The organism is Clostridium sp. UBA7791 (assembly GCF_002480755.1).
Classification (GTDB): Bacteria; Bacillota; Clostridia; order Clostridiales; family Clostridiaceae; genus Clostridium_J; species Clostridium_J sulfidigenes.
On the sequence record NZ_DLCT01000011.1, the window covers coordinates 183,820 to 210,812 of the forward strand.

The following is a 26,993-nucleotide window of genomic DNA, read 5'->3' on the forward strand; positions in this document are numbered from 1 at the left end:
GAAATATTTCATTATGATATGATAAGCTCTTAGAAAATTATACGATTAATGCAAAAAATATTACATTATAAGCAAAGAGGGAGAATCCAAGGGGTTTTTCCTCTATATTTTTTCAAAAATATAAGAAGTGAGAGGTGAAAAACAATGACAATTAATAGAGAAGAGACTTTGAAGGAAGAAATGAAATTCAGTAGTACTAAGGAATGGATAGAAGAACAACTTTTAAACACTGAGAAAAAGTGTGAAGAGTATGAAAAGAAAGTAGCAACTCTTAAAAAATCTTCAAGGGGTACTTTTAGTACAGAGCTAATTTTAGCCCAAAATATTCAAGACTTCGCAAATAAAGATTTGCATAAGTATAATGAAAGTAAAGATAATCCATACTTTGCAAGAATTGATTTCAAGGAAAAGATAAGAGATGTAGAAAGCTTTTATATTGGTAAGTTTGGACTTATAGATGAAGTTAAAAACGAAGAGGTTGTCATTGATTGGAGAGCACCTCTTGCCAATTTATATTATAGTGGAACTTTTGGAGCAGCATCTTATACTGCCCCCATGGGAGAAATTCAAGGAGACCTATTATTAAAAAGGAAATTCCAAGTTAAAGATGGAAAAATAGTAAATATCTTTGATGAGGGAGTAAATGAGTTAATAGTTCCAGTATCAGAAGATGGAGAAGAACTAGTAGATGAGTTTTTAAAGATAAATCTAGAAGAAAATATGAGTAAAAAGCTTAAGGATGTAGTAAATACAATTCAGAGGGAACAAAATGAAATTATTAGAGCCTATAAAAATAAACCAATAATTATTCAAGGTTCCGCAGGGTCAGGAAAGACTACTGTAGCATTACATAGATTAGCCTACCTAGTGTATACCTATGGAGATGAAATGAACAATAGAAACATACTAGTAGTTGCACCAAACCAATTATTTTTAGACTATATATCAGATATATTACCAAACTTAGGAGTTAGTAATGTAAAACAGTCAACCTTTGAGGAACTTTGCAGTGCAATTTTAAACATTAAATATAAAATAATAACTAAGGATAAAAAGCTTGCACATATAATGGAATGTAAGGATGAGGAAGAAATTAAATACATTACTGCATCTAGCAAGATAAAAGGGACAATGACCTATAAAACCATTATGGATAGGTTTATAAAATATTTAGAAAGAAAGAGTTCTGAAGTAGAGGATATATTAGTAGATGAATACATTTTATTTTCAGCAAAGGAAATAAAAAGACTATATATAAAGGATTTAGAAAATTTACCTATTAACAAAAGAAAAGATGAAATAAATAAATACTTTAAAGGTAAGTTGAAAAACCGAATAGAAGAAATTAAAGAAAAGATAGAAAATATATACTTTTTTAAGATAAAAGATATAAAGGATAGAAAAGACATATCAGAGGAAGATAAGAGAAAAGAGATAATTAAAACCTATGATGAACGAGATGAGCTTATAGCAGGACTAAAAACTAAAGGGAGTAAGGCATTAAAGGAGTTCTTTGGTAGTTGGAAGAAGATAAGTGTAGTAGATAGTTATATAAATCTATATAATGATGAAGAAGCATTTTCATCTGTAACAGATAATTGCTTACCTAAAAAGTTAGCTGACTATATGAGAGATGAAATAAATAATAATATTGCCACTAAAAATATAGACTGCGATGATTTAACGGCATTAACATACTTACAATTGAAGTTAGAAGGAGTAGTAGGAGAGAATTATATTCATACTGTCATTGATGAAGCACAAGATTATAGTCTTATGCAATTTAATGTATTAAAAGAAATATCGAAGAATAACTCCATGACTATAGTTGGGGATTTAGGGCAAGGAATCTATAATTATAAAGGAATTAACTCATGGGAAAGCTTAGTAGAAAAGGTATTTAGCGAAGATGCCACTTATATAACTTTATCCCAAAGCTATAGGTCTACAGTAGAAATAATAGAGTTTGCAAACAGGGTATTAGAAAAGCAAAAGTTAAATATAAAACCAGCTCTTCCTATATTAAGACATGGAGATGAACCTAGGGTTATTAATGCTAAAGAAGATGAAGAAATAAGAGTTATTGATTCTTTATTAGAAGAAATATATAGTAAGAATAAAAAAACTGTAGCTATAATTTGCAAAACCTATACTGAATGCAAGGAATTACATAAAAGGCTTAAGAAGGAGTCCAAATATAAATGGGAACTGATAGAAGAGAGTCAAAGTAAATTAGATATAGATAATTTACTTATACCTAGCTATATGACCAAGGGGTTAGAGTTTGACGCAACCATTGTTTATAATTGTGATGAAGATATGTATAGGAATGAAGTCTTAGATAAAAAGTTGCTATATGTGGCTTTAACTAGAGCATTACATCTTCAATATGTAATGTATAAGGAATCACTTTCTTCTTTACTTGTATAGGTATAAGCCTAGTTGCAATAAGGAATAATAGGTTATAGTTTAAAATAGAAGTTATTGTACTATAATTTTAAAGATAATAGAAAAAAAGTGCAAATTATGATATATTTAAGGTTGTGTAAGTCAAAATAATTAGATAATTTATTGATAATATGAATTATGTTTCGATAATGAAGGTATATGAATGCCATTATATTAAATTATTTGATAATAACCTAAATAAAATATAATAAGAGGAAGTGATTATTATGGGAGAAAATATAGGAAATACATCTTCAAATTTTATTAAAAGAATAGTGGTGGATGACTTACAGAGCAAGAAACATGACAATATAATTACTCGTTTTCCACCAGAACCAAATGGATATTTACATATAGGACATGCAAAATCTATAGTTTTAAACTTTGAGTTAGCAGATGAGTTTAATGGAAAGACAAACTTAAGATTTGACGATACAAATCCTACTAAAGAGGATACTGAATATGTTGAATCTATAAAAGAAGATATAAAATGGCTTGGATTTGACTGGGATGATTTATACTTTGCATCAGATTATTTTGAGGAAATGTATAATAGGGCAGTACTCTTAATTAAAAAAGGATTAGCTTTTGTATGTGATTTAACTCCTGATGAAATAAGAGAATATAGAGGTAGTTTAAAAGAACCAGGAAAAGAAAGCCCTTACAGAAATAGAACCGTTGAAGAAAACTTAGACTTGTTTGATCGTATGAGAAAGGGTGAGTTTAAGGATGGTGAGAAGGTTTTAAGAGCTAAAATTGATATAAGCTCTCCAAATATAAATATGAGGGATCCTATAATATATCGTATATCTCATACAGCACATCATAATACAGGAGATAAATGGTGTGTATATCCAATGTATGATTTTGCACATCCCCTAGAAGATGCTATTGAAGGCATAACTCACTCAATCTGTACTTTAGAATTTGAGGATCATAGACCACTTTATGATTGGGTAGTAGAAGCGTGTGAAATGGAAAGTACTCCGAGACAAATAGAATTTGCAAGATTAAATATTACTAATACAGTAATGAGTAAAAGAAAACTTAAAGCTTTAGTAGATGAAGGTATTGCTGATGGATGGGATGATCCAAGAATGCCAACTATAGCTGGATTAAGAAGACGTGGTTATACTCCTGAGGCTATAAGAAACTTCTGTAGAGAAATTGGGGTAGCAAAAAATGATAGTACTGTAGATGAACAATTATTAGAACATTTTATTAGAGAAGATTTAAGTACTAAAGCACCAAGAACCATGGGAGTTATCAGGCCTTTAAAGGTGGTTATAACTAACTACCCTGAGGGTGAAGTTGAAATGTTAGAGATTGAAAATAATCAAGATGACCCATCCATGGGAAAAAGAATGGTACAATTCTCTAGAGAAATATATATTGAAGAAGAAGATTTTATGGAAGAGCCACCTAAAAAATACTTCAGACTATTTCCGGGAAATGAAGTTAGACTTAAGGGAGCATACTTTATAAAGTGTAATGATTTTATAAAAGATGAATCTGGAAAGGTTGTTGAGATTCATTGTACTTATGACAAGGAAACTAAGAGTGGAACAGGATTTACAGGTAGAAAAGTTAAGGGTACAATACATTGGGTAGATGCTAGCTCTGCTATACCAGCAGAATTTAGATTATATGAACCTTTAATAAAAGATGAAGAAATTGATGAAAACAAAACTTTTCTAGAATGTGTTAATCCAAATTCCTTAGAAGTATTACAAGGTTATGTTGAAGATAATATGAGGGGCGTAAAACTAGGTGAAAGCTTCCAATTCTTTAGACATGGATATTTTAATGTGGATTTTAAATATTCTACAGATGATAAACCTGTATTTAACAGAATAGTATCTTTAAAAAGTTCTTTTAAAATAAAATAAAAACACTACCTCTTAATTTTAAAATTAAGAGGTAGTATTTTTTATAAAGTCTAATGTTATATACATAAGCTGTTTATATATGAATTATCTGTTACTTTTTAGGAATTAATATAAACTTTAAGAGTATAAGGGCGTTAATAATAATATATGGACAAGTATAAAAACTGTATATAAGAATAAAGGAGGAAGTATGAAAAAGATATTAACTGGTTTACTAGGCATGTTTTTAGTATTTGCTGTTATGAACACAACTGCTTTTGCAGATACTAAAGAGATGAGAGGCGCATGGATTAGCACTGTTTGGAACCTTGATTGGCCAACTGTTGGTTCTAGAAATAATCAGGCTCAACAAAAACAAGAGTTTATAACACTATTGGACAAGCTACAAGCAACAGGATTAAATAGTGTTATAGTACAAGTAAGACCTAAGGGAGATGCTTTGTATAATTCTAGTCTTAATCCTTGGTCTGACATACTTACTGGAACTCAAGGCAAGAATCCAGGATATGACCCATTAGCATTTATGATTGAAGAAACTCATAAAAGAGGAATGGAGTTTCATGCTTGGTTTAATCCCTATAGAATAACGACTTCTGGTACAGACGTAAATGCATTAGCATCAAATAATATGGCTAGGAAGAACCCTAGCTGGGCTATAGCTTATAACAATGCATTATATTATGATCCAGGCAATCCACAGGTGGTAAATTATTTAGTAGAAACTGTAGCTGAAGTAGTGAAAAATTACAAGGTAGATGGAATCCATTTTGATGATTACTTCTATCCAAGTAAATCTTTTAATGATGATACTAGCTACAGTAAGTATGGTAATGGAATTAATAAAGATGACTGGAGACGTGCTAATGTCAATACATTAATTCAGAAGGTATATACTAAAATTAATAGTATAAACTCATCAGTATCCTTTGGAGTAAGTCCAAGAGGAATATGGAAAAATGCATCTAGTGATCCGGCTGGTTCAGCTACAAATGGTGGACAAAGCTACTATGATATATATTGTGATTCTGTAGCATGGATAAAGAATGGATGGGTTGACTATATAAATCCACAAATATATTGGGCTTTTGAAAATAGTGCAGCTCCTTATGGAACCCTTGTAGATTGGTGGGCAAAGCAAGTTAAAGGAACTAATGTTAAACTTTATATTGGACATGATGTTTCTAAAACTGAGGTAGCTAATCAAATAGAAAAACAAGTAAATTATAGTAGAGCTAATTCAGAAGTAGATGGAAATATATATTTTAGAGCAAAATTTATATCTGAAAATAGTACACTTCAATCAAAATTAAAACAGTTAAATAAAGTTACACATAAACAACTTAAGGGTTTAAATAGATATGAAACATCAGTAAAGGTAAGTAAAGAAGGTTGGAGTAGCGCAAATACTGTGCTATTAGTAAATGGTTATGCAAATGCTGATGGTCTTGTAGCAACTCCATTAGCATCGGCTTATGGAGCTCCAATACTTTTATCAAGTGCGGACACTTTACCTGAAAGTACAAAAACTGAATTAAAGAGATTAAATCCATCCAAAGTAATTCTAATTGGTGGAAAAGGAGTACTTTATGATAAGCTAATTAATGAAATCAAAAGTATAAAATCTAGCATAACAGTTGAAAGATTAGGTGGTTCAACTAGATATGACACATCTCTTTTAGTAGCAAAAAGATTAGATACTATAATTGATACAAATAAAGCTTATATATGTTATGGATATGGAGAAGCAGATGCCCTATCTATATCAGCAAAGGCTGGAGAAGAGAGACAACCAATAATTTTATCAGAAACCAATTCTTTAAAAGATTCTTCTTTTGAATGGTTAAAAGGAGAGAAACTTCAAAATGCATATTTTATAGGTGGTACAGTGATTATAGGTGATTCTGTAATATCTAAGGTGAATTCCATAACATCTTCAAATGTAAGTGGAAATAGAGTTGCAGGTATTAATAGATATGATACAAATGCAGCTGTGATTAAAAAGTTTTATACTAACTCAGTTCAATCTGGGATTAGTGTTACTAAGGGAGACGTATTAGCAGATGCATTAACATCAGGTCCATTAGCGGCAAAATTAAAGACACCCATAGTGCTTGTAGACACTGAACTAAGTAACAATCAAAAACAGGTTTTAAGTACAAAACAAGCATCCTTAGTATACGAGATAGGAGGAGGCATAAATCCTTCTGCAGTGCAAGATGTTATAAATAGAGTAAGGTAATTTGAAATATTATTGAAATTAAATAAACTCAGTTAATGTAATGATAATTACGTTAACTGAGTTTTTTAATCTATGATATTATTATATGTTTATGTTAGAGTCTATGTCAGAAAATTCTACCATGAGTTTCTCGCTATTATTAGTAATATTTTGTGATATATGATTTTCCACATCTAAAGCGGCCCTATCAACTTCCTTTATAGGAAGAGTAAATATAAATTCACAACCTTTGTTTGGTTCACTTTTAAGGATAATGGAACCATCTAAAAGTTCTACTAGAGATTTTACCAAAGAGAGACCTATACCACTACCCTCTTCACTTTTAGATTTTTCATTTTTAACTTGAGTAAATCTTTCAAAGATGCTTCTTTGCTTATCTTTAGGAATTCCAATTCCAGTATCCTTTACTGAAACAGATATGGAGTGTTTTAAACATTTTAAAGTTACGTATATACATCCTCCTTTAGGGGTAAATTTAATAGCATTTGAAAGAAGATTTAATATAATTCTATCTAGTTTTTCAGAATCTAGTGGCATATAAACCTCTTCTTCGTTAGTATCAAATACTATGGAAATTCCTCTAGCAGATGCATATTCAAGTACAGACATAGTGATATCTTCTACTACTTCTACTATATTCTTAACTTCAAATTCTACATGATAAAACCCAGAATCAATTTTTGTCATATCAATTAGATTATTTATAAGCTTAAGTAGTCGAAATCCATTTTGACGTATATATATTAGTTTAACTTCATCATCTTTATTAGCAAAAGTAAGTTTGCCGTTATCTTTATATATATCTAAAAGTTGTAACCCAGATAGTATAACATTAAGCAAAGTACGTATTTCATGAGAAAAGTTAGCTAAAAATTCAGTTTTAATTTTATCACTTATCAGAAGTTCATCATATCTTTTTTTTGCAGCAATCATATTTTTTGCATTATTTGTTTTTTGGATTGTTTGAATAGCTAACATTATCATGCATACTAGCAAAATTAGAAGTAAAAGAAATACTATACCTAGAGATACGCCTTTATTTATCCAACTATCATTTATAAATACAACATTCTCGGGAAGAGAAGAACGAGATATATTATTTGTTGTTACTTCTGATGCATCAAATAACAAGGTACTACCAGGATCGTATATACTTGGGATATCATTTGGTTTTGTACCATTTAGTACACGAATAGCAGTTTCATAAATGATTTTGCTGTGATTTTTTGCATATAATATATGTCCACCGATAGCTCCATTTCCAACATAAGTTTCCTTAAAAGTATATAATTGACCATTAGAATAGTTTTTTATAATATGTGTTGTGTTCTTAGGTGAAATTATAATGTTGGAAGTATCTTTGAAATTACCAACAATTATTGAAGGTGTATTGCTAGGGTATTGAGATAATTTATAGCATAAATCATCAATATAATCGCTTTTTATAAAATTAAATCTTAACACATTAGTATAATAGGGAATAGTATCTCTTACTTGGTTTTCTATATACTTAGATTCTATAGTATTATCCAATAAAATATTTATTTCAGAAGTATTTGGATTTGTATGTAAAATCAAATCAACTAGGGTACGGACATTAACTGGTTCCATTACTCCAGTAAAATTATTAAATGGATAGGAAGACAGCTTGCTAACATCATTAATACCGCCATATACCACAGGTACATTTTTAAACATGGGAGTATTGTAATAATTTCCTACAAAATTTAAAGATTCATCATCAAGAGTAACAATTAAATCAAATTTAGTATTTTCATATTTTAATGACCAAAGGTCAGCTTGCTTATCTAAATAGGATTTGTCATCATTTGTTATAGATAGGAATTCTGTTCGTGTATGAATATTTAAGTCGCTTGAAGTTAGTGAAGTTTTGAGATTATCGAGGAGATAAGATTCCCAGAGTTCATTTTCACTTTGAGAAGATAAAATTAATACCTCTTTATACTTTAAAAGGGATTGATCAGTATCACTTGATGGCGTAGCAAAAACTGTGATAGAGTTAAAGGACATAACTATGCCTAAAGCTAAATTCACTAACACATATATAAATTTATTTCTTTGGCAGGAGAGTACATATTTATCATTCATACAAATCACCTAACATATCTATACTTGATTTTAAAATATATTTAATTGACTTGGAATAAAGTATTTGAGCAAGTATCCCAAGAAAGTATATATATCGACAGAATAATTATATCATGAAAATTAGATAGATAATAGAATATTTTTAACATTGTATTAATTATTAATACATTTATTATTATCTTAGAGAATATAATAAATACATTTCCATAAAATAATACTATTAAAATTGTGGTGGGAGTATATATGAGTAGTTATTATACTGTGAAATGTAGTAAATACGTTGATTACGATAAAATCTTAAAATTTAATTATGAAAATTTAAAACTTAATGGGAATACGAAATTAGATTATATTAATATTAAGTTAGAGGATGTAAGTTATAGTAATTGTGAATTTAAAAATATGAATTTTGAAAATAATTTCTTTTCAAATGTTATATTTATTAATTGTAAGTTCATAAATTGTAGATTTATTAGAGGAAAGATAAATTTAAGAAATTTTTTGGAGTTTAATAATTGTATTTTAGACAAAATATATATTAATAATTGTAATTTTTCATCTTTATATATAAAGGAATGTTCATTATATAAGGTTGATTTTAAAAATAGCTTTATGAAAGGTTGTAATTTTGTAAGAAATAGTTATGATGAGGTTAGATTTATAGATAATTGTAATTTAATGGACTGCATAATAAAAGATATGGAAGGAACCATGGATATAAAGTTTATTAATGAGAAATCTTATACTAAGCTTAATTATGGTTCTTATATAGGAAAATTCAACTATAAGGATATGAAAAAAAATAATACCTGTAGAAATAATAAAGAATCAAGTAATTGCATATGTAATTGTAATTATCTAAACATTAGTTTTAGTTACATGGATTTTGGTGAACAATATTTAAGAAATCATGTAGGCGGAAGATATGGTAGGTGTTTTTATCAAAGTAAGTTAGCTTTTCATAGGACGCTTAAAGGTAGAAAGAAATTTTATTCTTCTGTAGCCAATATAGTATGTGGTTATGGCGAAAAGCCTTATAGAAGCTTTATGTTATCTTTAATTATAATTTTGATATTTGCTTTATTATACATGATTACTGGTATAAACTGCTCCAGCGGAGTAATTGGAATTAGTGGATTAGCAGGTGATTTTTCTGTTAAAATGCTATTTAAAAATATAATTTATTGTATTCACTTTAGTTTAGTTACATTTTCTACAGTAGGATATGGTGATTTATTGCCATATAATATAATGGGGGTTATACTAAGCAGCGTAGAAATACTTATAGGAATTATAATGATAGGAATTTTGACATCTACTTTAGTTAGAAAGATGACAAGATAAGCAGATTTACAATTATTAAATAAGCATATACATAAAATATAAAGTAAGGTAAATTTTATGGGAGGTCACTTTTTAGCGTCCTCCCATGTTTTATTGTTATATAAAACCTTCTATATGTTTTGCTCTTTCAAAGGAATTTTCTATAATTTCATCTGGATATCCAATATATTTTAAAAGTTTTATTGCATTTTTTGTTTGAGATACTCCTTGTTTCAGTTTGTAGTCAAAGGAAAGTCCTTCGCTATTATTTACATCTTCACTGAAATAAAAGAAATCATAGTAATCTTTAAGAATATCAGCTAGTTCCCTATCATGGGTAGCAACTATAGAAATTGCTTTTTTAGAGTTAATATATTTTAGAATTTCAGCGGAAGAAGCAATTCTTTCTACAGGGTTTGTACCTCTAAAAATTTCATCTATGGCACAGAAAATAGGAAGAGGCTTTTCAGTAGCTTTTATAATTCTAAGGATGGATTCAGCCTCTGCCATGTAATAACTTTTTCCTGCATTTACATCATCGCTTGGACTAATTGAAGATACAACATTGAAAAAGCTAGCTTCGTAATTTTCAGCTAGTACAAAATTGAAACTTTGTGCAAATACTATGTTAATTCCTAGCATCCTTAAGAAAGTTGATTTTCCAGACATATTTGTACCAGTAAGAATGATACCATGTTTATTAATATTAATGGAATTTGCAACAGGATTCTTAACAAGGGGATGAATTCCTTCAGAAATATTTAACTTTAGTTCCTGATAAAATTTTGGTTTAGTATATGGTGTATCAAGTCCACTTTGGTAGCTTGCTACAGATGCTAAAGCTTCAATTTCTCCAATTATGTAATACAAGTCTAAGAGGTAATTCTTTTTCTCCTTAAGTTCACTACTAAGTTTATAGTAAGCGGCTTCTTCTAATAAAAGTGGTACAGAGATGAACTCAAAGAAACCTTCAAACATGGTGGTAAATCCAACAAGTCTAGTTCCCCTATCTATAGATTTTATATTGTTTAGGATATTGGTTATTTGCAATTTATAGTCCTTAAGTTCGGAAATATTAAGATTTTTCAACTTTTTTGCAGCAACAATTATTTTTCGTAGGTATAATAATCCTTTATCTTTAATATTTTTAGCTTCAGCCATATTTATAAATGCATTAACCCATAAAATTATAGCAAAACCAAACATATACTTAGGATTTTTGGTCATTATAGATATAAGTATTATTAATATAGGAAGAAATTTACCTAAGAAAGTATATAGGTAATATTTACTCTTATTAACTTTAAGATATGTTTCTAGCATTTCTATAAAACAGTCTTTATTATCGAATCCCATATTAAAAAAATGCATTTGAACCTGGCATTTTTTATCTTCATTATCCTTAAAGAAGCTAATTATATTATTTCTTCTGTTAAGTTCTTTTTCATCTATAATAATATTCCTTATCATAGAATATAAAGCAGATTCTCCTGCACTACTATAGGTTCTATCGAAATTTTCATAAACTCTATTCATATCTAAATCATTGAAACTTTGTTCATCTAGAAAATATTCAGTTTTAGGTCTGATATCAAATAACCGTCTAATAGACTTGAAGTTACGTACCCTTTCATTATCTCGTTTAGAGTCTTCTTTAATATAGTTAAGTTTGATTTTAGACAATATATCACTTCCAATACATGTTATTATTTAACATTATAACTCATTATTACATTTTAGTCTAACAAGTAGGGATGACCTACTATTTTTTTAGGAAGAATATGAGAGTTTATGATATAATATGAGGTATATTATAAATGTAGTAAAAGAAGATATATTAATTATATATTTTAGTGGAATAGACAGTGAATGGAGGTGACTTTATGGATATTAAACAGGCTTTAAGTAAATTCAAAGAGGATAAGAAGAATAGATTTTTTATAATCAATGGCAAAGAAGGTATAGGGAAAACTAGAGCAGCTTTATCAAGAGCTATATTTTTACAAGATAATTATTGCATTAGAGAAAATGAAAATATATTGTTTATATCTAATGAGGTTTTAGGGGATACTTTAGAAGAGGCAAAACTAGATGTAAATAGAAATAATACGTTCTTTACATATTTAAATAATAATGTTGAGATCTGCAGTAAAAAACAATTAATAAATAAATGTTTCCAGTATATAACATCAAGCAACCCGTTGAAAGGTAAAAGGTTTTGCAATAAGGATGTGACAAAGGCTTTCATTTTAGAAGGAATTGGAGAATTGCGACAGAAGGAAAGAAGAATAAATAAAGTTATATTAACAAAAAATATAGATTTTTTATTCGATGAAATTTTCTATATAAAACATTTGAATATAAGCTCCGTTGAAGAATATCAAAATTTAAATAGGAAAAAAAGAGGGTTTTCATTACGGAAGAATTCTAATAGTAGAGAAGCTATTTATAAATTATATTTATGGTATTGTAACTACATGGATGAAAATGGACTAATTGATTATATAGATGAGTTTAAAATTGTTTATGATAATATAGATAAGCTTAAAGATTTAAAGTATGCACATATAATAATAGATAATGTAGAACAGTTAACCATTGAAGAAGTAAAATTTATTCGTGGACTTTTAAAAGATTTTACTTATAGTAACTTTATTTTGGTGAAAAATATTAATCCTATTGACACACCAAAACCTTGGCTCCAATACTTTAAACGAAATAAGGATGTTACTATTTTTGATAGTAATAAATATAAGATTATTAATTGCAGTAAAGTATCAAAGAAAAAAGTGACTAAAAAAGTTATAGAACAAACTATCGAAGAACAAATTAATAAAGAGTTGAAGGAAGATAAAATGGTTAAAAACAATGAATATATTGAAACCTATAAATATGTAGATTTAAAACATAATATATCTCATGATTTTGCCATAGATACTAGTAGTTATAATGAAGTTATTTTAAACCATAACACTACTAGTGAGATAATCGGAGATAAGGAAATAAATAAAGTTCCAGTGTACAATGAGATTGCTGCGGGGCAACCTATTTCTATTAATGATGAAATAGAAGGTCAATTTAATGTTCCTATATATTGGCTTAAAGGTGTACAACAACCTTTTATATTAAAGGTTAAAGGGGATAGTATGATTAATGCTAATATTGAAGATGGAGATTATATAGTTATAAATAAGCAAACTATGGCAAATCATAATGAGATAGTTGCTGTAAGTATAGATGGAGAAGCTACCCTTAAGAGGCTATGGTTAAAAGGAAATAAGGCAGTATTAATGCCAGAAAATGATAAATACTATCCTATAGAGATTAAAGAGGATAATGCTTATATTATTGGGAAGGCTGTAGGGTTAATTAAGTCTACTAGCTAACACCTATGTAAGTCTTAAAATAGTAACAAATTTTTTATAAATACAGGTAGAGTAAATAATTTATTTAAGTTTACTCTACCTTTTTATTTTATAGTCTCAATAATACTTATAAAATAAAGATCAACAGAATGTTTATAAAGCCACCTATAGCTATAGAAATCCAATTTAAGAAAAGATGGAAATTTATATTATTAAGGGTATTAAAAATGTTATCTTTTGTAAAAGCTTTATTGTCCATATATTTAGAATATATTTCATTTAAAATATAATAGGACATACCTAAAGATTTACTGTTTATAGCTGATGTAATAGACATTAATAACATGATTAAGCCTTCTACAAATATAATATCTTTTAAAAAAAAGTTAGTTAGTGGTGTAAATATCCCTGATATAGCTAAAGTTAGAATACTCCACAACACACCACAGATAAATAGCTTTAAAGTGATTTTTACTGATGCATTTTTCATGAAATTCACCTCGCTTGAAAATGAATTCTTATTGAATTATAAGAGTTTAATATAATATATGATTAAAAAGCCATTTAGGTAATGCAAATAAGAAAAATGTAAACCGTAGAAACTTACTAAGCCATGGTGTATAATTATCTGTGAAGTTTGGTTTAATCTGATTATGAGAGGGAGAGATTTTATGTTAAGTAGAGTGAGATTAAATTTAGAAGCAGTAGAAGCAATGCTTTATTATTGGCAAGCAGCATCTGAAAAGGATAACATTGCAGAATCATTTTTCTATGATGTAGCAAAAATGCCAGGATTAACTGTTGCTTATGATGATGAATTTAATGGAGAATCTGTAAGACGTGCTTTAAGCGCTATAAAAAATAGAGAGCCTTTTGATGGGACTAAAAAAGAAAAGAAGTTCTGGAATAACAATATGTGGATGATGGAAGACTTAGAATTTACACATGCAATGGCAGCACCACTAAAAGTATTAAATTTAGATTCATTAGCAAGTGAATTTCAGAAGGTAGAAAATAAACATAATTATGATGAAGTAGAAGTTATTTTCTCACCATTACATTCTGATGAATATATAATCTCAGGAAATAAGTTAGTTATAAATTTCTTTAGAATAAAGATTGATTTAATGGATGGTAAAGCAACTATTGGAGATATAGAAATAATAGAGTATATTAAAGAAAAGATTAAGGAAGTAATACAATAGTGAGGATACTGTAAAATTAATTAAAGAAAGGGTATTGTAAGATGACCTAAATTAGTCATAAACAATGCTCTTTTTTAACTATATTTTTACATAATGCATGTCTCATACTTTTAATAATCTTTTAGCTGTAGTATTATAGTTATAGGATATATGAAGAAATATCTAAAAACTAAGTAGTGTGGTGTAATGAAGTATGGACAAAACTAATTTTAGTATAGGATTTTTTGATTCAGGGGTTGGAGGTATTAGTGTCCTAAAGGAAGCAGTGAAGCTACTACCTAAAGAAAACTACATATATATAGGAGATTCTTTAAATGCACCCTATGGAGTGAAAACTCCAGAGGAAGTTAGAAAGTTAACCTTTAATATGGTAGATAAGCTTATTTCTATGAATGTGAAAGCTATAGTAGTGGCATGTAATACTGCTACTAGTATTGCAATCGATGAATTAAGAAGGATTTATAAAGAAATCCCCATAATTGGAATAGAGCCAGCTTTAAAGCCGGCAGTAGAGAATTATGGTAACGGAATAATAGTAATAATGGCTACACCAATGACTTTATCTGAGAATAAATTTAGTAAACTAAGAGAAAGATATAATAAGGCTTCTGACATTATTTCAATGCCATGTGATGGTCTGGTGGAAATTATTGAAGGTGGAAATATTAAGGGTGAAGTTGTAGAGGGGTATTTAAGAAATAGGTTTAAAGATGTACCTAAAGAGAGAGTGTCCTCTGTGGTTCTTGGATGTACTCATTATCCATTTATTAAAGAAGCATTAGTGAATGTTATAAATGATGATGTTGCTATTATAGATGGTAGTTTAGGAACAGTAAAACAATTGAAGCGTAAGTTAGATCAAAAAGGTTTATTAAATACTAATAATGAACAAGGTACTGTTAAAATATATAATTCTAAAGATGATAAAAATTTAATAGAATTGTCATATAAGTTGCTTGATGCAGATAAAAACAGCAAATAACTCTGTTTATCATCAGTATAATAAATTACATAAAAATAATTAAAGAATAAATAATATAAAGAAAGAAAAGAGGAAGATGTATGAATCCAATAGTAACTTTTGAAATGGAAAACGGAAAAATAATGAAGGCGGAATTATATCCTGAAATAGCTCCCAATACAGTAAAAAACTTCATAGACTTAGCTTATAAGGGATTTTATGATGAATTAATTTTCCATAGAGTAATACCAGGTTTTATGATTCAGGGCGGTTGTCCAGAAAAATCAGGAATGGGCGGACCAGGATATTCAATTAAAGGAGAATTTAGTGGAAATGGATTTAAAAATGATTTAAAACATACTAAGGGTGTTTTATCAATGGCTAGAGCTCAACATCCAGATTCAGCGGGTTCTCAATTTTTTATAATGGTTGCAGATGCACCACACCTAGATGGAAGCTATGCTGCCTTTGGTAAATTAATAGACGGTCAAGATGTAGCAGATGAAATAGTAAGCTCTCAAACAGATAGAAGAGATAGACCATATGAAGATCAAGTTATAAAATCTGTAACTGTAGAAACTTTTGATGTAAACTACGGAGAACCAGAAAAATTATAATGGAAGGTATTTAATATGAATATACTTAAAGATAGATTAATCATAGCTTATGGGCTTAATGATGAAGAGATAGATAAACTAAATATAAAATTCAAAGATATATGTATAAAACCATGTGTATCAATAAATGAAAATATGGGAGAATATACTTTAGAGCATATATTAAAAGAAGAGAGCTTATCAGATAGTGATACTAAACTACCTGAAGAAAAAGTTATTATATTTAATGGATTTTTAGGTGTTTATCTTCAACAAGCTGTTAAAAAGGTTAGAGAAGTTTTAGGTGCAAAACCAATATTAGCGTCTACTACACCCAATTCTGTTAAAATGACTCTTCATGAATTGATAGATCATTTAGTAAAAGAGAGACAATATTATCAAAAATAATTTTTAAGTCTAATAATTTAGAAATCCTCTAGGACTAGAGGATTTCTATTTAGATTAAGGAGATACAGGGAGGATAATTAAGAATGAGTACTGTTGGAGAAAGAATTAAACAAGGAAGAAATGCTAAGGGAATGACTCAAAAGCAACTTGCTAAGAAGCTTGGAGTATCAGAAAACTATATAAATGATGTTGAGAATGGAAGAAAAGTTGTAGAAGAAAAGTTTATAGAAAGAGTAGGTAAGGTTTTAGGTGGAGATCTTGCAGAAATGACTACGCTGTTTGATAATATAGCTTATGAAGAAAGAAAATCTTCAGAAAGTAATTTAAAGACACATAATGTAGCGAAGGGTAATAAAGTAAAAGAAACTATAAATGAAGTATGGAATGATGCATTTAGTTCTGTTCTTAAGTCTGTAGGAATTTATAGCTATGATTTAAACAAGCCTATAGGAAAAAAAGAGTTACCTGTTATATCAAATAAAATAGAAGGATATGCTCAGGATAAGGTGCTATATATTAAAATTGAAAACGATGATTTATTAGGATTTAGAATTTGTCAAGGAGATTTAGCATTTGCTAACCTAACTTCTGAAATAGAAAATAATAAGATATATCTCATGGATGTAAATGGAGAAAGAGTGATAAGACAGTTAAAGAAGCTAGATAGTAATAAAGTTTTAATAATAAGTAATAAAAATATGGTTCGTACAGAAACAGCTCATCCTAAAGAGGTAAAGGTTATTGCAAAGTTAAATAGATTAGAAGTTCAACTATAATCTATTTAATAACATTTTTAATATACATTCATACTATAACTATATAAGAATTTGGAGGTATGGGTGTGCAAAAGGCTGATGGATTATTAAATTTACTTATAAATGTACCAGAGAGTATAAGAAATGAGATTATATATGGATATGGAATTGGAGATGTTGAAGAAACTAACATTGAATTAATTATACTTTATAGTGGGACTCCAGAGGTAATGGAAGAGAAAATAAATGCTATTGGAGGTACCTTTGAAGATTTAGATTTCGGTTATGGAATTATAACTATACCAAGAGGCGATGTTGAAAAGCTAGTAGGAATAAGAGAAATCAACTATATAGAGTTACCTAAAAATTTATATTTATCCTTTGAACCTAGTAATAGAGCTTCATGTATAACAGAAGTAAATACTAACTATGGATTAGAGGGAGAAGGGGTACTTATAGGATTCATAGATTCTGGAATAGATTATGTAAATCAATCATTTAGACTTGACAATGGAGATACAAGGATTGATTTTATTTATGATTTATATGAAAATAGAAGGATTTATACAAGAGAAGAGATAAATGCAGCTTTAAGAAGTCCAGACCCATACTCATTAGTACCTCACGTTGATAGAGCAGGTCATGGTACTCATGTGGCTGGTATAGCATGTGCTGGAGGGAATATACCAAGGAGATTTTATGGGGTAGCTCCTAGAAGTTCTATAGCCATGGTTAAAATGACAAGAGAGATAGGAGGACAGGGAGCAAAAAGTACCCAGTTAATGAGAGGGATTAAATTCTTAATTGATAAAGCTTATGAATTAAATAAGCCCCTGGTTATAAACATAAGTTTTAGCACGAATGATGGAGCACATACTGGAAATAGTTTGTTAGAGCAATATATAGGTATAGTTTCTACAGTGCAAAGAGTTAACATAGTTGTAGCAGCAGGAAATGAAGGGGATAGAGCACACCATGTTGGTGGCGAACTGGTTGGAGAACAAGAAATACGATTTAATGTTGGAATAGATGAGAGAATATTAATAATACAATTATTTAAATCATTTTTAAAGGATATTAACTTAAATCTTATATCACCAAGTGGAACTAGTAGTGGTGAATTAAGATTAACTAATGCATTAAATCAAGGAAGAATAGGTAATACTGAGTATTTTGTATTCAATACAGGGCCAACACCTTTTAGTATAGATGGCGAAATAATAATTGTACTTTCAGGGGTAGGAGAAGAAACCATAGCTAGTGGAATATGGACTATGAACATGACTACTAATGAAAATGTTCTAGGAAGCTATGATATGTGGTTACCTATTGCAGAAGGATTAAATATTGCTACAAGGTTCTTAGGACCTAGTACTGCTAATACATTAGGTATACCGGGAACTGTACCAGATGTAATAACCGTTGGTAGTTATAATTTTATAAACTCTACTATATCACCATTCTCTGGAAGAGGAAATGCTGAATTAAACCCTGTAAAACCTGATTTAGTGGCACCTGGAGAAAATATAGAATCATCTACTCCGGGAGGTGGATTTGAGCCACGGTCAGGAACATCAATGGCTACACCTCAGGTGGCAGGGGCATGTGGACTTTTAATGGAATTTGGAATTATAGAAGGAAATGATCCTTATTTGTATGGAGAAAGAGTAAAATACTTTTTATTAAAAGGAGCCAATAGAAGTAGAGTAGATGTACAGTATCCTAATAATAGTTGGGGATATGGTACTTTATGTCTTGCAGGAGCTCTTAGGGTATGGAATAATGAAGTAGCTTCAAGGTAGGAATAAATTACAATTTTACTATAAAGAATATGTAACTTTTCTATGATAGTCATCATAATATATATATTGAAGTATTATTTTAAGGAGAAATTTATGGCAGACATAGGTAGGTTGCAGGTTCAAGTGTATAGAGTAAATACAGCTATACCAATAAGTAATGCCAATATTACGGTATCAAGAACAGATGGAGAAACTAGAGAGCAAGTTACTACCCTAACTACTAATCCAGAGGGACAAACGGAGACTATAGAATTAGAAACTCCAGAAATAGAAAGGTCATTAAATCCAGATAATACCCTTATACCTTATGCCCTTTATGATATAGATGTAACGGCAGAAGGCTTTGATGAAATAAATATAAGAGGATGCCAAGTGTTGCCGCGACAAACAGCGTTACAGATATGTAATCTGATTCCAACAAGTCTTAATAGAGAGATCACAGAGGATGAAGATGTACAGGTAGTCAGGGTTATAGAGATTCCACCTAATGTTCAATTTGGTGATTTTCCACCTAAGATACCTGAGGACCCTAATAAAGCTTTGCCACCTCCACCAAGTGGTTTTGTAGTTTTGCCAGAGCCAGTTGTACCAGAGTTTATAATCGTACATGCAGGGGCACCAACTAATACAGCAGCACCAAATTATACTGTTCCATATACAGACTATATAAAAAATGTAGCAAGCTGTGAAATTTATGCAACTTGGCCAGAGGCAACTATAAGAGCTAATGTATACTGTATCATTTCATTTACTTTAAATAGAATATACACAGAATGGTATAGAAGTAAGGGGTTTAATTTTGACGTAACAAATTCTACAGCCTATGATCAAGCTTTTGTTTACGGAAGAAACATATTTGATAACATAAGTAGGATAGTAGATGATTTATTTGCTACCTATGTAAAGAGGTCTGGAGCTAAACAACCTTTACTTACACAATACTGTGATGGTAGAAATGTTCAGTGCCCAGGATGGCTTACTCAATGGGGCAGTAAGGATTTAGGGGCTCAAGGATGGATTCCATATGATATATTAAGAAATTTCTATGGAAGTGATATAGTTCTTGAAAGAGCTGAAAAGGTTTCTGGAAGTCCAAGGTCATATCCAGGTTTTACTTTACGACAGGGAGCCAGTGGAGAGCCAGTTAGAACCACTCAAACCTTTTTAAATAGAATAGCACAAAATTATCCTCTAATACCTAAAGTGGCTATTGATGGAAAGTATGGTTCTACAACTGCCAATCAAGTAAAAGTATTTCAACAGGTATTTGGTCTTCCGCAGACAGGTGAAGTAGATTATGCTACATGGTATAAGATTTCGGCTATATATACAGGAGTAACTAAAATCGCAGAATTAAGAAGTGTTCATGAGGAAGAAATTGAATATTCATACTTTGTTCCACATTGGCCATATAAAGATGCACCGGATTTACCTAGAATTAAATATCCTAAAAATTGAGTATATAATCTATTAATGAACTTCGAAGTTATCTCGGAGTTCATTTTTGCGTATAAAAACAACATGCAGAAAATATTTTAATAAAATATTCAAGTAAATAATTATAGAGTATAAAATGAGGTATAATTATTGATAAGAAGAAAAATACAAGGAGTTACGGATATGGATAATATAAAGGTATTATTAGTTGATGATGAAGAAAATATTAGAAACCTTTTGGAAGCTTACTTAAAAAAGGAAGGATTTAAAACATTACATAGCTCTAATGGTAAAGAAGCTATTGAGATTATAGAGAATGAATCAGTAAATTTAGTGGTACTAGATATAATGATGCCTGTTTTGGATGGATTTGAGACATTAAAGGTTATAAGAAATAGATGGAATATACCAGTAATAATGCTTAGTGCAAAGGAAGAGGAAGAAGATAAGCTTTTAGCATTGGGATTTGGTGCAGATAATTATGAAACAAAGCCCTTTAGTCCAAAGGTTTTAGTAGCTAAAATTAAAGCATTAATAAAGAGGAGCTATGGAAGTAGTATAGATAAAAGTACGGGAATTGTGATAGGCAATCTTTATATAGATGAAGAAGGTCATAGAGTTATGGTAAGTGATGAAGAAATTAATCTTTCACCAACAGAATTTTCTTTGCTTATATATTTCCTGAAAAACAAAAATATAGTTCTTACTAGAGAGCAAATTCTTACAAAAATATGGGGTTATGATTTTGAAGGAGATATACGTGTGGTTGATACTACGATTAAGAGACTTAGAGAGAAGCTAAAGCACATGAATAAAGTGATAGTAACAGTAAGAGGCTTTGGCTATAAGATAGAGGTTTAGTATGAATAAAATAATTAACTATTATAAAAAGATAAAGGGAAATATAGAAAGAAGCATTACATTGAAAATGTTTGTTGTAACTACTGTGGTGTTTATAGCATTTTTGACTATTACTCTTTTAAGTCAGAGAATATTGTTTGAAAAGATATATAATGATAAAAAGGAAAATGATATTAAAAGCAATGTGATAAAGTTTAGGGATACTCTAAGTAATCCAAAGGATGAAAGGGAAATAATAGAGAGTATTAAGAAGTTTGAGAATAATTATAACACATCTATAGGAGTGGTAAACACAGAAAATAATATTATAGTGACCTTTAAAACTGACTCAGAAACTATAGATAGTAAAAATACAGAAATTTTTAATTATGTTATTAAAACTATAAAGACAGATCCGGAACTATTAAACGAGATGATTAATAAAAAACAGGTAACTATTTCATTTAAGAACAGCGAGAACACTAAATATTTAGCTTCTGCACTTCTACATGAGAATAATATAATAGTAGGATTTACATCTTTACAATATGTAAAAGAAGCCATGGGGGTTATAGGGATATTTTATAAGTATTTTTACTTAGGGGCTATAGTAGTAATAGTTATATTAGCATTAATTTATTCGAAGTTTATTACAAAGCCATTAAGAGAAATAAATAAAGTGGCTGTAAGAATGAGTAATTTGGATTTTAGTCAGAGATGCACTATGGTATATGAAGATGAAATTGGAAACCTTGGGGAAACATTAAATTTTTTAGGACAAAACTTGGATAATTCTTTAAATTCATTAAAAGAAGTTAATAGAAAACTACAAAATGATATCCACAGAGAAAGAGAAATTGAGATTATGAGAAAAGAATTTATAGCAGATGTATCTCATGAATTAAAAACCCCTATTACTTTAATAAAAGGATATGCAGAAGGTATTAAGGATGGCGTATTTTTAGAAGACAATATGAATTCATCATTAAATGTAATTATAGAAGAATCTGATAAGATGAGTAATTTAGTTAGAGATATGCTTCAAATATCATCTTTGGAAAGTGGAAAGGTAATCCTTAATAAAGAATTATTTTTTATTGATAATTTAGTGAAAAATGTTGTAAAGAAATTACATCATAGTATCGATAATAAGAATGTAAAAATAGATTTGAATCTATATGAGAAACAAATTTATGGGGATGCATTTAAGATAGAACAAGTAATAACCAATTTTCTTACGAATGCAATAAGGCATACTCCCTGTGAGGGAAGTATATTTGTTAAAATGTACCCACGGGGGAATATGACTAAGTTATCTTTTGAAAATACAGGTGAGCTTATTAATAAGGAAGAAATTGATAAGATATGGGATAAATTTTATAAGATAGATAAGTCAAGAAATAGGAAAGATAGTGGTACAGGACTTGGACTATCAATTGTTAAAAATATAGTAGATTTGCACCAAGGTAAATGTGGAGTTGAAAATACCAAAAGAGGTGTAAGATTCTATTTTGAATTGCCAAATCAGTGCTAATATACTATAGCCATAGAAAAGAGGGGTATTAATTATGAAGGGCACAGTTGTATCAATATGGCTAAATACTTGTAGAAAACTTTATAATGATTCACAAGTAAATGAAGCTATGAACCATGCTGGATGGGAGACAAATAAGATATTTTCTCCACTAGAAGAAGTAGACGACAAAGTAATAGCTAAGTTTATTTCAAAGCTATCAGAAGCTAGAGGTTTAACTAAAGAGAAATTATGGAATGATATAGGAAAAGACAATATACAATCCTTTGTTAATGTATATCCAGTATACTTTAAAAAGAGAAGTGCATATGAATTTTTAAAATCACTAAATGATATACATATAGCAATAACTAAGAAAATTTCAGGCGCTAAGCCTCCAGCAGTAGATATTGTTCAGACATCTAAAAGAAAAGCGGTGATGACTTATTCATCTAAAAGAAAGATGTTTGATTATTTCTTAGGTATGCTTGAAGGAACTTTTGAATATTTTAATGAACAATTAGAGTATGAAATTTTAGAAAAGTCTGGAGATGTGATGAAAGTGGAAGTGACTTTTGAAAAAGAAATAAATAGCAAAAAAAGTTATGGATTTAATAAAATCTTATCACTTGGATTTGTAAAATCATTATCAGTTAAGGCATCCATATTTACTTTTATATTAACTCTTATTGGATCAACATTAATACTTGGAATTAAAAGTATAGTTCCAGCTTTAGAAATTACAGCTGTAGCTACAGTAGTAACCTTTATAGGTACATATTTATTATTAAGACCTGTTAAAGCTATCGCTGGATTAAAAGAAGATAAGGAAAGGTCATATGATGTTATTAGCACCAAGGATGAGCTTGAAGGATTATATGAAGTTATAAAATCAGGAACTAATATATCTTCAATGGATATGACAGAGTTTGATGCTAATGTTAGTGAGATGGTAGAATATCTTAATAAGGTTAAAGCTATTTCAAATGTAATGGAAGGCTCATCTAAAGAAATATCTACAGTAGTAGAACAAATGTCAGAAACTAGTGTGGACCAAGCCAACAATACAGAAAGAGTAGCATCAGGATTGAATGATAATATTAGAGCTTTAAATAACTTAGTAAACAGTGAAAATGAAAATAAATTAGCTATGGAAGATACTATAACGAAAATTACTGCTGGGTTTGATGAGATAAAGACTGTAAGTAATAATATTCAAAAAACATTAGACAAGTTCCAAGAAGTAAAAGAAACTGGAATAAAGTTAAACAATAAAGCTAGTGATATTACTAATATAGTATCAATAGTAGCTCAAATTTCCGACATGACAAATCTTTTAGCATTAAATGCTTCTATAGAAGCAGCTAGAGCTGGAGAACATGGTAGAGGTTTTGCTGTTGTTGCAGAAGAGGTAAGAAAGCTTGCAGAACAAACTAAAGATGCTGTTGAAGAAATTAATTTAAATCTTAAAGAATTTGCAGAGGATATTAAATATACTGTAGATAGCATAGATGAACAGTATGTAGCCCTTGAAAAACAAACTGATGGATTAGAAAGAATTAGAGATATAAGTGCGGGTACGACTACTGCTGTTGATAAAGTATCAGAATCAATGATTACTACAATCAATGATTTAGGTAGAGAAGTTAAAGCTATAGAAGGAATGTATGACAATGTGGAATCATTAGCAGCTATTGCAGAAGAAAATTCTGCATCATCTCAAGAAGTTAGTGCCAGTGTAAATACCTATACTGATGAAATGATTAAACTTACAGAAGCTATAGGTGAGGTTCAAAGAATTACAGAATATTTTAGAAGTACACTAGATGTATAATTAATGTTAAAAGCATTCTTAAGGTAAAGTTCATGAGATTTTACCTAAGAATGCTTTTTATTTGTTTAGTTTTATTACGGTTAAAGAGCTTTATAATATTAGAGTTTTAAATCCCTTGCAGATTGAAATCTGGGACATAAACTGTTGAGTTAGATCCACATTCTTGGATAAAGGCATTTTTAAAGCCTAAATCTATACAGTAATCTATTAAAGAGTCATAATGACTAGGGTTAAGAGGTTTATTAATTTCATCATATTCTGCTGCTTTAAACATAGGTGTATACTGATTCATTAGGCTTAAGTATATTGAATCTCCAAAGGTTTTATATATGTAATCTACTATTTTTTTTGAATCGAATAAAAGTCCAGGGAGCATTAGATGTCTTATAATAACACCTCTAATTAAAATTTCTTCATCATTAAATATTGGAATACCTACTTGATCCGCCATTTCCTCAATAACCTTTGACGCTATGGTGAAATAGTTAGGAGCAGAAGAATACTTTATTGCATATTTATCATTAAAATACTTTAAATCAGGAATATATACGTCTATGTATCCTTTAAGAGCTTTAATGCTCTCTACGTTTTCATAGCCATTGGAATTATAAACTACAGGGATATTAAGTCCATTTTCTTTAGCTTTATCCAAAGCAATTATTATTTGAGGTATATAGTGAGTAGGGTTAACTAAGTTTATATTATGGTATCCTTTAGCTTGTTGCTCTAAAAATATTTCACTTAATCTTTCTATAGAAACTTCCTTACCTATGTCAGACTGACTAATATCATGATTTTGGCAAAATACACATCTAAGGTTACAATTTGAAAAGAAAACTGTACCAGAACCATTAGTGCCAGACACACAGGGCTCTTCCCACATATGACCATAGGCCTTAGCAACTTTTACTTTAGCTCCACTTTTACAAAAGCCTACCTTTGCAGAGTTTCGATTTATACCGCAATTACGAGGGCATATATTACAATTATTGAGAGCAGTCAAATCTTTCATAATTAATTATCTCCTTACATAGTAAACATAGCAAATACTATATTTATATTTGAAAGTAAATAAACACTACTAACATAGTAGTGTTAATCTTATATAACATCAGTATAATTAAAGAGGAGCAAAAAGTGAAGTAGCCTATATAAGTTTTAATTATTTTTTTACCTTATTCATTTTAAAGTAGAACCCAATGCATTGAGCTATAAATACTAAGCTAACTATTCCGAAACCGGGATATAAGAAAGTTATAAGCTGTTTAAAGCCTATTTGAGATATAGGAAGGGCTATTAAAAGAATGAGTATAACACCTCTCTTATAAGGGATGTTGTATTTATTTTCAAGGGTCTTACCAACACTATATATATCTGAAACTTCTGTAGAAAACATCTCACACCAAATAATACATAAAAGAAGAATTTGCATTAAAGAGATAAACTTACTAGCTACAAAGAGTAGTGGAATTTCATATTTAAAGATTTCAGGTATATTTGCCATTAACATTGAATTAATTAAGAAAGCAAGTAGAGTAAGGACAAGAGCCCCAATGGTTAATCCAGAAATAATAAGGCGTTTATTTTTGATTTCTTTACTAATGGGAACAAGAACTCCACTACAGGATAACATGTTAAATCCTGCATAGAGAAGTGATGATATAATCCACTGTTTATCTATAATAAGGTTTTTGTATACTGGTACTTGTTTCATATAGTCCATAGATATAGTATCCTTTGAAAAGAGAAGATAAAGGACAAATATAGTAATAATTATAGTAGTAAGGCTAGGTACTATTATGGAATTAATAGCTATTAGGCCCTTAGTGTCATTTAATAAGGTAATAAGTGCAATTCCAGCCATTACAAACACTCCAACAAGTCTTGGAATTCCAAAGTGTTGATAAAGTAAAGCACCACTACCTGCAAGAATTATAGCAGCTCCTGAGATTAAAAAGAAGCTAGTAAGATAATCTGTTATTTTTCCAAAGAAACCAGGGCTTACAAGGGTTATAAAATCAGTATAAGAATTTAAGTCATATTTTAAACTTATAGACACTATAATGGAACTTATTATTATGTAAAATACTGCACAGAGTAGAAGTCCATAAAAACTTGAAAACCCATAGGTAGAAAAAAATTGAGTTATTTCTTGACCAGAAGCAAGGCCTGCTCCTACAATGGTGCCAATAAAAACAGTGGCAGCTTGAAAAATTAATTTAAGATTCTTCAAAGTTATCCCCCCAAATTATGATAGCTTGTATATTTA

The 26,993-nt window shown here is 29.5% G+C and carries 20 protein-coding genes; 15 read left to right on the plus strand and 5 right to left on the minus strand.

Going from position 1 to position 26,993, the window contains the following annotated elements:
- Window positions 1–144: 144 nt before the first annotated feature.
- The 3 genes from helD (at window position 145) to B3Z56_RS14715 (ending at window position 6,576) form a co-directional block, all read left to right on the plus strand.
- Entirely contained in the window at window positions 145–2,430 is a 2,286-nt protein-coding gene (gene helD, locus B3Z56_RS14705; protein ID WP_346848778.1) for an RNA polymerase recycling motor HelD, read from the plus strand.
- Window positions 2,431–2,675: 245 nt separating this feature from the next.
- Complete coding sequence (locus B3Z56_RS14710; protein ID WP_346879106.1) at window positions 2,676–4,337, plus strand: glutamine--tRNA ligase/YqeY domain fusion protein; 1,662 nt, start codon at window positions 2,676–2,678, stop codon at window positions 4,335–4,337.
- 190 nt (window positions 4,338–4,527) lie between these two features.
- Window positions 4,528–6,576 (plus strand): family 10 glycosylhydrolase, encoded by a 2,049-nt coding sequence (locus B3Z56_RS14715; RefSeq protein WP_346879107.1) that lies wholly within the window; start codon window positions 4,528–4,530, stop codon window positions 6,574–6,576.
- 81 nt (window positions 6,577–6,657) lie between these two features.
- Here the strand turns inward: B3Z56_RS14715 and B3Z56_RS14720 are convergent, their stop codons facing one another.
- On the minus strand, window positions 6,658–8,685 hold the full coding sequence (locus B3Z56_RS14720) for a HAMP domain-containing sensor histidine kinase (RefSeq protein ID WP_346848781.1): 2,028 nt from the start codon (window positions 8,683–8,685) through the stop codon (window positions 6,658–6,660).
- 243 nt (window positions 8,686–8,928) lie between these two features.
- On the opposite strand from B3Z56_RS14720, the gene B3Z56_RS14725 reads away from it, so the two are divergent.
- The gene (locus tag B3Z56_RS14725; protein WP_346848782.1) at window positions 8,929–10,029 is read left to right on the plus strand and encodes an ion channel; all 1,101 of its coding nucleotides are present in this window, start codon (window positions 8,929–8,931) and stop codon (window positions 10,027–10,029) included.
- Window positions 10,030–10,125: 96 nt separating this feature from the next.
- Here the strand turns inward: B3Z56_RS14725 and B3Z56_RS14730 are convergent, their stop codons facing one another.
- Complete coding sequence (locus B3Z56_RS14730) at window positions 10,126–11,694, minus strand: MutS-related protein (RefSeq protein ID WP_346879131.1); 1,569 nt, start codon at window positions 11,692–11,694, stop codon at window positions 10,126–10,128.
- A 197-nt stretch (window positions 11,695–11,891) separates the two neighbouring features.
- Here B3Z56_RS14730 and lexA point away from each other — a divergent pair, with 197 nt between their 5' ends.
- Window positions 11,892–13,394 carry a transcriptional repressor LexA gene (gene lexA, locus B3Z56_RS14735; RefSeq protein ID WP_346879108.1) on the plus strand — a complete coding sequence of 501 codons (1,503 nt, stop codon included), beginning with the start codon at window positions 11,892–11,894 and terminating at the stop codon, window positions 13,392–13,394.
- Window positions 13,395–13,500: 106 nt separating this feature from the next.
- Here lexA and B3Z56_RS14740 read toward each other — a convergent pair whose 3' ends face one another.
- Window positions 13,501–13,863: a hypothetical protein gene (locus tag B3Z56_RS14740; protein ID WP_346879109.1), complete on the minus strand. Its 363-nt coding sequence runs from the start codon at window positions 13,861–13,863 to the stop codon at window positions 13,501–13,503.
- Between the two features lie 181 nt (window positions 13,864–14,044).
- On the opposite strand from B3Z56_RS14740, the gene B3Z56_RS14745 reads away from it, so the two are divergent.
- From B3Z56_RS14745 to B3Z56_RS14790, 10 genes are all read left to right on the plus strand, one after another.
- Window positions 14,045–14,578 carry a hypothetical protein gene (locus B3Z56_RS14745; protein WP_346848785.1) on the plus strand — a complete coding sequence of 178 codons (534 nt, stop codon included), beginning with the start codon at window positions 14,045–14,047 and terminating at the stop codon, window positions 14,576–14,578.
- Window positions 14,579–14,771: 193 nt separating this feature from the next.
- Window positions 14,772–15,560, plus strand: a complete 789-nt coding sequence (gene murI, locus B3Z56_RS14750; protein WP_346848786.1) for a glutamate racemase — start codon at window positions 14,772–14,774, stop codon at window positions 15,558–15,560.
- A gap of 80 nt (window positions 15,561–15,640) precedes the next feature.
- A complete protein-coding gene (locus B3Z56_RS14755; RefSeq protein WP_346848787.1) occupies window positions 15,641–16,156 on the plus strand; it encodes a peptidylprolyl isomerase in 516 nt (171 codons plus the stop codon).
- A 15-nt stretch (window positions 16,157–16,171) separates the two neighbouring features.
- A complete protein-coding gene (locus tag B3Z56_RS14760; protein WP_035134810.1) occupies window positions 16,172–16,543 on the plus strand; it encodes a DUF3783 domain-containing protein in 372 nt (123 codons plus the stop codon).
- A gap of 83 nt (window positions 16,544–16,626) precedes the next feature.
- Window positions 16,627–17,319: a helix-turn-helix domain-containing protein gene (locus B3Z56_RS14765; protein WP_346848788.1), complete on the plus strand. Its 693-nt coding sequence runs from the start codon at window positions 16,627–16,629 to the stop codon at window positions 17,317–17,319.
- Window positions 17,320–17,384: 65 nt separating this feature from the next.
- Window positions 17,385–19,100, plus strand: coding sequence for a S8 family peptidase (locus tag B3Z56_RS14770; RefSeq protein ID WP_346879110.1), 1,716 nt, complete (start codon window positions 17,385–17,387; stop codon window positions 19,098–19,100).
- Window positions 19,101–19,193: 93 nt separating this feature from the next.
- Complete coding sequence (locus B3Z56_RS14775; protein WP_346876335.1) at window positions 19,194–20,558, plus strand: peptidoglycan-binding protein; 1,365 nt, start codon at window positions 19,194–19,196, stop codon at window positions 20,556–20,558.
- 162 nt (window positions 20,559–20,720) lie between these two features.
- Entirely contained in the window at window positions 20,721–21,398 is a 678-nt protein-coding gene (locus B3Z56_RS14780; protein ID WP_346879111.1) for a response regulator transcription factor, read from the plus strand.
- A 1-nt stretch (window position 21,399) separates the two neighbouring features.
- Window positions 21,400–22,911, plus strand: coding sequence for a HAMP domain-containing sensor histidine kinase (locus B3Z56_RS14785; protein ID WP_346848792.1), 1,512 nt, complete (start codon window positions 21,400–21,402; stop codon window positions 22,909–22,911).
- 34 nt (window positions 22,912–22,945) lie between these two features.
- Window positions 22,946–24,724, plus strand: a complete 1,779-nt coding sequence (locus tag B3Z56_RS14790; RefSeq protein ID WP_346848793.1) for a heme NO-binding domain-containing protein — start codon at window positions 22,946–22,948, stop codon at window positions 24,722–24,724.
- 106 nt (window positions 24,725–24,830) lie between these two features.
- On the opposite strand, the gene B3Z56_RS14795 is transcribed toward B3Z56_RS14790, so the two are convergent.
- Together B3Z56_RS14795 and B3Z56_RS14800 are read right to left on the minus strand one after the other, a co-directional pair.
- Window positions 24,831–25,727: a radical SAM protein gene (locus B3Z56_RS14795; protein ID WP_346879132.1), complete on the minus strand. Its 897-nt coding sequence runs from the start codon at window positions 25,725–25,727 to the stop codon at window positions 24,831–24,833.
- 159 nt (window positions 25,728–25,886) lie between these two features.
- Window positions 25,887–26,963, minus strand: coding sequence for a transporter (locus B3Z56_RS14800; protein WP_414632262.1), 1,077 nt, complete (start codon window positions 26,961–26,963; stop codon window positions 25,887–25,889).
- Between the last annotated feature and the right edge of the window lie 30 nt (window positions 26,964–26,993).